Annotated in this window: 9 protein-coding genes; 7 read left to right on the top strand and 2 right to left on the bottom strand. The window is 38.1% G+C overall.

Annotated elements, in window-relative coordinates; translation table 11 throughout:
• Positions 1-87 precede the first annotated feature (87 nt).
• The 4 genes from V7149_RS15330 to V7149_RS15345 all read left to right on the top strand — a co-directional run bounded on the left by V7149_RS15330 (position 88) and on the right by V7149_RS15345 (position 3,815).
• On the top strand, positions 88-1,074 hold the full coding sequence (locus tag V7149_RS15330) for a class I SAM-dependent methyltransferase (protein ID WP_335346480.1): 987 nt from the start codon (positions 88-90) through the stop codon (positions 1,072-1,074).
• A gap of 130 nt (positions 1,075-1,204) precedes the next feature.
• Positions 1,205-2,395: an acetate kinase gene (locus V7149_RS15335; RefSeq protein ID WP_335346481.1), complete on the top strand. Its 1,191-nt coding sequence runs from the start codon at positions 1,205-1,207 to the stop codon at positions 2,393-2,395.
• Between the two features lie 68 nt (positions 2,396-2,463).
• Entirely contained in the window at positions 2,464-3,306 is an 843-nt protein-coding gene (locus tag V7149_RS15340; protein ID WP_335346482.1) for an EcsC family protein, read from the top strand.
• The gene (locus V7149_RS15345) at positions 3,303-3,815 is read left to right on the top strand and encodes a MogA/MoaB family molybdenum cofactor biosynthesis protein (protein ID WP_335346483.1); all 513 of its coding nucleotides are present in this window, start codon (positions 3,303-3,305) and stop codon (positions 3,813-3,815) included. Before V7149_RS15340 ends, V7149_RS15345 begins: the two co-directional genes overlap by 4 nt.
• Positions 3,816-3,870: 55 nt before the next feature.
• Here V7149_RS15345 and V7149_RS15350 read toward each other — a convergent pair whose 3' ends face one another.
• A complete protein-coding gene (locus tag V7149_RS15350) occupies positions 3,871-4,185 on the bottom strand; it encodes a hypothetical protein (RefSeq protein WP_335346484.1) in 315 nt (104 codons plus the stop codon).
• Between the two features lie 397 nt (positions 4,186-4,582).
• On the opposite strand from V7149_RS15350, the gene pbp4b reads away from it, so the two are divergent.
• From pbp4b to argH, 3 genes are all read left to right on the top strand, one after another.
• Positions 4,583-5,860 (top strand): penicillin binding protein PBP4B, encoded by a 1,278-nt coding sequence (pbp4b, locus tag V7149_RS15355; protein WP_335346488.1) that lies wholly within the window; start codon positions 4,583-4,585, stop codon positions 5,858-5,860.
• A gap of 186 nt (positions 5,861-6,046) precedes the next feature.
• The gene (locus V7149_RS15360) at positions 6,047-7,255 is read left to right on the top strand and encodes an argininosuccinate synthase (protein WP_335346485.1); all 1,209 of its coding nucleotides are present in this window, start codon (positions 6,047-6,049) and stop codon (positions 7,253-7,255) included.
• Complete coding sequence (argH, locus tag V7149_RS15365; RefSeq protein WP_335346486.1) at positions 7,252-8,631, top strand: argininosuccinate lyase; 1,380 nt, start codon at positions 7,252-7,254, stop codon at positions 8,629-8,631. Before V7149_RS15360 ends, argH begins: the two co-directional genes overlap by 4 nt.
• A gap of 40 nt (positions 8,632-8,671) precedes the next feature.
• On the opposite strand, the gene V7149_RS15370 is transcribed toward argH, so the two are convergent.
• Entirely contained in the window at positions 8,672-8,938 is a 267-nt protein-coding gene (locus tag V7149_RS15370; RefSeq protein ID WP_335346487.1) for a YciI family protein, read from the bottom strand.
• Positions 8,939-9,012: the final 74 nt, after the last annotated feature.

Consider the following 9,012-nt stretch of genomic DNA (forward strand, 5'->3'; position numbering starts at 1 on the left):
GGCGCTTTTGCATTACTTTGCTTGAATCTTGTTAATCTGCAAAAAGGTCTGTAAAATAGGACAGAGAAAGAATCGGGAGGATTTATAATGAATAGAACGACTCCGGTTGAGGAATTGTTTACTGTTTTTAATGAAACAGCAATGATAATTAAAGAAGAACTGTCTTGTACATATTTAGAAGCATTAGCTGAAACAGGAGAAAATTTGTTTCATGGAAGTATCATACAGGAAGAGCTAAGTGAATTAACGGCTAAAAGGGTAGAAAAAAGTTATGAATCGATTCAAATGGACAACTTTACAAAGGAAGAGATCCGGAAGTCCTTTCAGCTCGTGATTCTTAAAGGGATGAACGAAATGATACAGCCCAATCACCAGATGACACCCGATGCTGTTGGACTGCTCATAGGCTATCTCGTTAATAAGTTTGTACAAAAAAATGAGTACCGTTTACTGGATCCTGCAGTTGGAACTGGAAACCTTTTAACAACAGTCATCAATCAGCAGCAAAACAAAACTGTCCATGCGACTGGGATTGAAATTGATGATATTTTAATTAGGCTTAGTTATGTAAACGCAAATCTACAGCAGCACCCACTACGTCTTTTTAATCAAGATAGTTTGGAGCCATTGTTTATTGAAGAGGCAGATGCTGTTGTAAGTGATTTGCCTGTTGGATATTATCCGAATGACGTGAGAGCGGCAGACTATGAAATAAAAGCCGATCAAGGCCATACATATGCACATCACCTGTTCATTGAGCAGAGCATTCGCCATGTGAAAGAAGGCGGCTATTTATTTTTCATCGTTCCAAATGGTCTATTTGAAAGCGAACAGGCACCCAAGCTTCACGATTTTATAAAGAAGAATGCAAACATACAATGTCTTTTGCAGTTGCCTCTCTCTCTCTTCAAAAATGAAAAAGCAGCCAAAAGTATCTTTATTCTTCAGAAAAAAGGAGAAGGTGTGAAGCCGCCAAAGCAAGTGCTCCTTGCTAATCTCCCTAGCTTGTCTAAGACGAATGAGGTCGAGAAAATACTGCTAAAAATCGATGGATGGTATAAGGAAAATAAATAAGAAAGAAGCCGATTTTCCTCCGGCTTCTTTCTTCATGTTAGTTTTAAATGGAAATTAAGAGATATTAATAGCATCTATAGTGCAAAATAAGGGAGACCTATAAGAGCCAATATAAAGGAGCGGTTGAAAGATGGCGAAAATTATAGCGATAAATGCTGGTAGTTCCTCATTGAAATTTCAGTTGTTTGATATGCCGAGTGAAGAAGTTATCACAAAGGGTTTAATAGAGAGAATTGGACAGAGTACAGGGGTATTTAATATATTTGCAAATGGCAAAAAAATTAAAGAAACAGCTATAATTCCTGATCATGATGCAGCTGTTGCTCTTCTGCTAAATAAATTAACAGCATTAAAAATTATCCATTCATTAAATGAAATTGAGGGCATTGGCCACCGAGTCGCACATGGTGGAGAAGAGTTTTCTGATTCTGCGATAATAACGGATGAGGTTCAGACGAGAATTGAAGAATATTCAGAGCTAGCCCCTCTCCATAATCCGGCTAATATTGCTGGGATAAATGCATTTAAGCAAGTGCTGCCAAAGGTGCCGGCAGTGGCGGTGTTTGATACAGCTTTTCACCAGACAATGCCAGAGAACTCTTTCCTTTACAGTCTTCCCTATGAATATTATAAAAAATATGGAATTAGAAAATATGGCTTCCATGGTACCTCTCATAAGTATGTATCACAGCGGGCCGCCAGCATGCTTGGACGCTCTCTTAACCAGCTGCGTTTAATTTCATGCCATCTTGGGAATGGAGCTAGTATTGCGGCCATTCAAGGCGGGAAGTCGATTGATACTTCTATGGGGTTCACTCCGTTAGCTGGGGTAACAATGGGAACCCGTTCTGGAAATATCGATCCTGCATTAATTCCATTCATTATGGAAAAAACGAATAAATCAGCAGACGAAGTGCTGGATGTTCTAAACAAAAAGAGCGGAATGCTAGCATTATCCGGGTTCTCAAGTGACATTCGTGATATTGAAATGGAAGCTGCAGAGGGAAATGACAGAGCGAAATTAGCACTGGAAGTGTTTGCAAATAAAATTCATAAATACATTGGTTCTTATGCGGCACGTATGTCTGGTGTTGATGCGATTATCTTCACAGCTGGTATTGGTGAAAATAGTGACGTCATTCGTAAACGAATTCTTCATGGTTTAGAATTTATGGGAGTTTACTGGGATCCTTCACTTAATAAAGTACGAGGAGAGGAAGCTTTTATCAACTATCCTCATTCACCAGTTAAAGTGCTAGTCATTCCAACGAACGAGGAAGTGATGATTGCGAGGGATGTTGTAAGACTTGCTCATATATAAGTAGAAGAATTTCCCACTTAAGTTATGCTATACTAATAAAAAAAGTATTTTGAATGGAGGAAAACAGCATGGCTTTGACCGAACGGGAACAAAAGGTCTGGTCCGAAATTCAAGAGTGGGAAAACAAACTTTACAGCTACGAATCAAATGATTTTGAATTAACTTATGAAAAATACATGGAGAAATCCTTTCATTTACTTCCGGAAAATATTCAGCAGCAAGTTTTTAGTGCATTGGATAATTGGATGTTTCATCTTCACGCCTTAATACAAGGATCACAGCTTCAACTAGATGCTAAAGAAAGGATCCTACAGGCAGGCAGAGTATTTAATGTACAAATCGAAAGCGTAGTAGACCTACAATTATTAACGATTGATCAGCTTCAATACATAGCCGAGCAGCAAATTGCCCGTCACCGGCTTTATTCCTTTGCACAGGGAGGCTTAGCTGGAACAGGAAGTTCACTTATGCTTGGTGCAGATATTCCCGCAATGGCTGTCATCAATTTAAGAGTTGTTCAGCTCATTGCGATGACATATGGAATAGAGGTAAATACCCCTTATGAAATGATGAGTTCTCTTAAAGTTTTTCATGCTGCCACCCTTCCTTCGCGCATGCAAATGAGGGCTTGGGAAGAATTAATTAGTGAATTGCAAAATGAACAGGATTTTTATTTCTATGAGGGGAAAGAGGAAATTGCAGATGTCTCCTGGATGGAACAGCCTGTGAAACAGTTATTAAAAGGTGTAGCGATATACATGTTTCGAAATAAATTTATCCAAGGAATTCCGTTAATTAGTATGGCTATTGGTGCTGGGATAAATTATCAGCTTACACGAAAAGTAACCGAGTTTGCTCACAAATATTATCAATATCGATACTTGTATAAGAAAGGGGAAGACGCCTCTTGAGTACAATAGAACATAAGATGGAAGCACCAAAGCAGGTCACCTGTAAAGTGATCACTGTTAGTGATACTCGTGATAAAGTAACCGATAAAAGCGGGAAGCTAATGATTGAACGATTACAAGAGGAAGGCCATATTGTAAAGGACTATGTAATCGTGATAGATGATGCAGTTGAGCTTCGGACGGAGGTTCTAAAGGGTTGCGAAGATCCAGAAATTGATGTCGTGCTTACGAATGGAGGAACTGGCATCGCCCTCCGTGATATAACGATTGAAACCGTCAAGGAATTATTCGATAAAGAAATTATCGGCTTTGGTGAACTATTTAGAATGCTTAGCTATCAAGAAGATATTGGATCTGCTGCCATTCTTTCGAGAGCCGTTGCTGGTGTTGTGAAAAATAAGGCTGTATTTTCAACACCAGGCTCTTCAGGTGCAGTGCGCTTAGCGATGAATAAACTGATTTTACCTGAGATTGGGCATGTGGTTAGGGAATTAAAAAAGGATTTGTAAAATAAAGAAAGAAGAAATCCACTTGATTAACATTATATGGATTTCTTCTTTTTATTTATAAATGAGCTTTTTCAGAAATATCCTGATGAGTCCTATACCAAAGCCACAGATCGTTAATGACGGAGGCGAGCTCAGAAATCTCGCTGTTCAGCTCACAAGATTTAATGAAATTTTCCTCATCATTAAGCTGTGCCTGCTTTATATTAATTAATTCCTCAAGTTCAGCGATTCGATCAGGAATTCTTCCCCTGGTAATCTCCCATCGATATAAAATATGCTGCTTTATCTTATCTGAGTAAAGGTCCCATTCCTGATCGAAGGAAGGAATGGAGATACCAAGCCGTTCATTGTGTGAAAAATACTCCACCATTTATTAATCCTCCAAGTCTGTAATGCTTACATTCTACTATATTCAGTTCTTGCGTTCCACGGATTATTCCCTTTTGCAGCATTTTAATAAGTTAACCTTTAAATGGGAATACCTTAACAGTAACGAAAGAACTACGTTGAATTCCTGCTAAGCTCTTATAAGAGTTCAATTGAGGGGAAAATGACCTATTTATTAACTAAGGCATTTACAAGCCCATTTATGCTGGATAAGATTAAAATAGTTTTAGAATATTCTGTAATTGGGGAGGAAAAGAATGAAAAACTATTTGATCAGATTCATTATCATTATTTTGGCTTTAGGCATCATAATGCCATGGAGCTCAATTGGCCACGCCACTGTAACAAGTCAAGCAGAAATAGCCTTATCCAATCAAAATATGCTCAGCAATCCTACTAAGGAGGAGAAAGTTAAGTATCCAACCTTAAAGAAAGCTGGGAAGCCAGAGGAGGCGGGATTTTCATCTCAAAAACTGCGACAAGTGGATCAGTTAATTGAACAGGAGATAAATAACGGATTCCCGGGAGCTGCACTAGTAGTCATTAAAGACGGAAAAATAGTTAAAAATACAGCCTATGGCTATGCGAAAAAATATGAAGGACACGACCTATTAAAGCATCCTCAAAAAATGAAAGTGGATACGATGTTTGATTTGGCTTCCAATACAAAAATGTATTCTGTCAACTATGCGCTGCAGCATTTAGTTAGTGAAGGGAAAATCGATTTAAACGAGACTATTCAGCACTACTTCCCATCCTTCAAAGATCACCCATCAGATAAAATTAAAGGAAAAGATCATCTTCGGATTATCGATCTCCTCCATCATACGGCCGGTTTTCCATCAAGTGTTCATTACCATAATCCAGTAAGAGCGGGGGAATTATACTCCCAGGATCGTTCGACAACCTTGGAAATGATCTTAAAAACTCCTCTTCAAAATGTGCCAGGCACCACTGTGGTCTATAGTGATATAGATTATATGCTTCTTGGATTTATCATCGAAAAAGTAACAGGATTGCCATTAGACCAATACGTTGAAACGCATATTTATAAACCTTTAGGGCTAAAATCAACAATGTTCAACCCCCTTAGTAAAGGTTTTAAAGAAAAGGATTTTGCTGCCACTGAGTTAATGGGAAATACACGTGATGGCGTCATTTCGTTTCCTAATATAAGAACTTATACATTACAAGGTGAAGTCCACGATGAGAAGTCTTTCTATTCTATGGGCGGTGTTTCTGGGCACGCAGGCTTATTTTCCACAACCGGAGATCTAGCTGTATTGCTCCAAGTCATGCTGAATGATGGTGGGTATGGGAAAGTAAAACTTTTTGATAAAGAAACGATTGATCTATTTGTTCAACCATCTGAGATGAATCCTACATATGGTTTAGGGTGGAGAATAAATTCGAATGATAGCATGAAATGGATGTTCAGCGAGTATGCTAATCATCAAGTAATTGGTCATACTGGGTGGACTGGGACGATAACAGTGATTGACAGAGAAAATAATTTAGCTATTGCGTTATTAACAAATAAAAAGCATTCTCCAGTTATTGATCCAATGGTCGATTCAAACAGATTTTATGGAGACACATTTGATATAAGTCAATATGGAAGTATTGTTACAGCTGTTTATGAAGCAATGAATAAATAGACCGAAGAAGCAGAATTCCTCAGATTCTGCTTCTTCTTTATTTTTAAAAACATGAATCTATTTTTATACATTTTTTTGAAAAAAGTATTGATTTTGATCAAAATTATGATAATATAATACATTATAAATGAATAAACATTACAAAATATGAATAAATATTCGATAAATATTAGGAGGAATTACAACATGTCAAATCCAAAAGTTGTTCTTGCCTATTCAGGCGGATTAGATACTTCAGTAGCAATCAAGTGGTTAGAGGAGCAAGGATATGCAGTTGTTGCTTGCTGTTTAGATGTTGGTGAAGGCAAGGATTTAAGCTTCATCCAGGAAAAAGCTTTAACAGTTGGTGCTGTAGAATCATATGTAATTGATGCTAAAGAAGAGTTTGCGAATGAATATGCATTAATGGCTCTTCAAGCTCATGCATTATATGAAGGTGTTTATCCGCTAGTATCTGCACTTTCTCGTCCACTTATCGCGAAAAAGCTAGTAGAAGTGGCTGAAAAAGAAGGAGCAGTTGCAGTGGCACACGGATGTACTGGTAAAGGAAATGACCAGGTTCGTTTCGAGGTAGCTATTCATGCATTAAATCCAGAATTAGAAGTATTAGCGCCAGTTCGTGAGTGGAAATGGTCACGTGAGGAAGAGATTGAATATGCTAAGCAAAAGAATATTCCAATTCCTATTAATCTAGATTCTCCATTCTCAATCGACCAAAACTTATGGGGAAGAAGCAATGAGTGCGGAATTTTAGAAGATCCTTGGGCAGCACCGCCTGAAGAAGCTTATGAATTAACTTCTAATCTTGAAAATGCACCTGATACACCAGATATTGTAGAAATCGGATTTGAACAGGGTGTTCCTGTTAGCTTGAACGGGAAACAATATCCATTAGCTGAGCTTATCTTAGAGTTAAACTCCCTTGCAGGAAAACATGGTGTTGGCCGTATCGACCACGTTGAAAACCGTTTAGTAGGAATTAAATCTCGTGAAGTGTATGAGTGCCCAGGCGCAATGACATTAATTAAAGCACATAAAGAGCTCGAAGATTTAACACTTGTTAAAGAAGTAGCTCATTTTAAACCAAATATCGAAAAGAAAATCGCAGAGCTTATCTATGAAGGCTTATGGTTCTCACCATTAAGAAAAGCATTAGCAGCTTTCTTAGAAGAAACTCAAAAGTTTGTAACTGGTACAGTTCGTGTAAAGTTATTTAAAGGACACGCAATTGTTGAAGGAAGAAAATCTCCATATTCTTTATACGATGAAAAGCTTGCTACTTATACATCTGATGATGAATTTGATCATAATGCAGCAGTTGGTTTTATTAAGCTTTGGGGATTACCAACAAAGGTTCAAAGCATTGTCCAGCAAAACAAGAAGGTGAACGTGTGAAAAAACTATGGGGCGGCCGTTTCACAAAATCAGCTGAGGAATGGGTAGACGAATTTGGCGCATCGATTTCCTTTGACCAGGAACTAGTTATGGAAGATATTGAGGGTAGCATCGCTCATGTCACCATGCTTGCTAAATGCGGAATCATTTCTGAAGAAGAAGCAGCCAAGATTAAAAGTGGCCTTGAGCAATTAAAGGAAAAAGCAGCAAACGATGAATTAGCTTATTCAGTGAAGCTTGAAGATATCCATTTAAATCTGGAAAGCTATTTAACAGAGCTTGTAGGTCCTGTTGGCGGAAAACTTCATACTGCACGCAGCCGTAATGATCAGGTTGCTACCGACATGCACTTATATTTACGCAATCAGGTTCAAGTGATTATTGAGTTAATTGAGGAAATGCAGCAAGCATTATTAGAGCAAGCAGAAGCAAATGTTGAAACGGTCATGCCAGGCTATACACATCTTCAGCGTGCCCAGCCAATCTCATTTGCTCACCATTTAATGGCTTATTTCTGGATGCTTGAGCGTGATAAAGAACGTTTCACTGAAAGTGTCAAAAGAATTAACTTGTCCCCGCTTGGTGCTGGAGCGCTTGCGGGAACAACCTTCCCAATTGATCGTCATCTAAGTGCAGAATTGCTGGGATTTGAAGGAATTTACGAGAATAGCCTTGATGCTGTAAGTGACCGTGATTTCATTCTAGAGTTTTTATCTGGCAGCTCGATTTTTATGATGCACTTATCTAGATTAAGCGAGGAATTTATTCTTTGGTCCAGCCAAGAATTCAAGTTTATTGAGCTTGATGATAGCTTTGCAACTGGAAGCAGCATTATGCCGCAAAAGAAAAATCCGGATATGGCTGAGTTAATCCGCGGTAAAACAGGACGGGTTTATGGGAATTTAATGGGGCTATTAACAGTGTTAAAAGGACTCCCGCTTGCTTACAATAAGGATATGCAAGAGGATAAGGAAGGCATGTTCGATACTGTTAAGACAGTAACAGGCTCCCTTAAAATTTTTGCCGGCATGATCCGTACGATGACAGTCAATACCGATCAAATGGAAAAGGCAACGAAAACTGATTTTTCAAATGCAACGGAGCTAGCTGATTATTTATCAAGCAAAGGGATTCCTTTCAGAGAAGCTCATGAAATTGTAGGAAAGCTAGTGTTAACATGTGTGAATAAAGGCTGTTTTCTTGCCGATTTATCATTAGAAGAATTTGTAGAAGCACATCCATTATTTGAAAATGATATTTATGAAGTATTAGATCCTGTAACAGCTGTGAAGAGGCGTAATAGTGCTGGCGGAACTGGCTTTAAACAAATCATGACTGCGATTGAAAAAGCGAAGGAATTAATAGTTAAAAAATAAGCTGAAAAAGGAGTGCCGGCTCTAGTCCGCACTCCTTTTTTTATACATTTAGGTTACTTTTCCACTCTTTTAATATAAATTCACGTGTCTTTTCAATCGCTGCTGGATCATTGTCAGCGAGCTGCTGAGCCTCCACCAAAGATTCCGCACGGAAAATAATTAAACCACCTGTATGGTCAGTAAACGGCCCTTTTGCAATAATTTTTCCCTTTTCAATTAAATCATTAAGATAATCAATATGCTCTTTACGGATAGCTTCGTCCTTTGCGGGGTCAGTGGTTTTCATTAAAGCAATAAAATAGTTCATCTTAATATCCTCCTGTTTTTTGACAAATTAGAATAATTAGTTTTATATTAACGTGTAATCAGAGAAAAATATGG

Origin of the sequence: Bacillus sp. JJ1503 (assembly GCF_036965125.1) — a bacterium.
GTDB lineage: Bacteria > Bacillota > Bacilli > Bacillales > Cytobacillaceae > Cytobacillus.

Excerpts from the sequence above, each read along its gene's own strand:
- V7149_RS15330 (WP_335346480.1), top strand. The coding sequence starts at position 88 with ATGAATAGAACGACTCCGGTTGAGGAATTGTTTACTGTTTTTAATGAA.
- V7149_RS15335 (WP_335346481.1), top strand. The coding sequence starts at position 1,205 with ATGGCGAAAATTATAGCGATAAATGCTGGTAGTTCCTCATTGAAATTT.
- V7149_RS15340 (WP_335346482.1), top strand. The coding sequence starts at position 2,464 with ATGGCTTTGACCGAACGGGAACAAAAGGTCTGGTCCGAAATTCAAGAG.
- V7149_RS15350 (WP_335346484.1), bottom strand. The coding sequence starts at position 4,185 with ATGGTGGAGTATTTTTCACACAATGAACGGCTTGGTATCTCCATTCCT.
- pbp4b (WP_335346488.1), top strand. The coding sequence starts at position 4,583 with ATGCTCAGCAATCCTACTAAGGAGGAGAAAGTTAAGTATCCAACCTTA.
- V7149_RS15360 (WP_335346485.1), top strand. The coding sequence starts at position 6,047 with ATGTCAAATCCAAAAGTTGTTCTTGCCTATTCAGGCGGATTAGATACT.
- V7149_RS15370 (WP_335346487.1), bottom strand. The coding sequence starts at position 8,938 with ATGAACTATTTTATTGCTTTAATGAAAACCACTGACCCCGCAAAGGAC.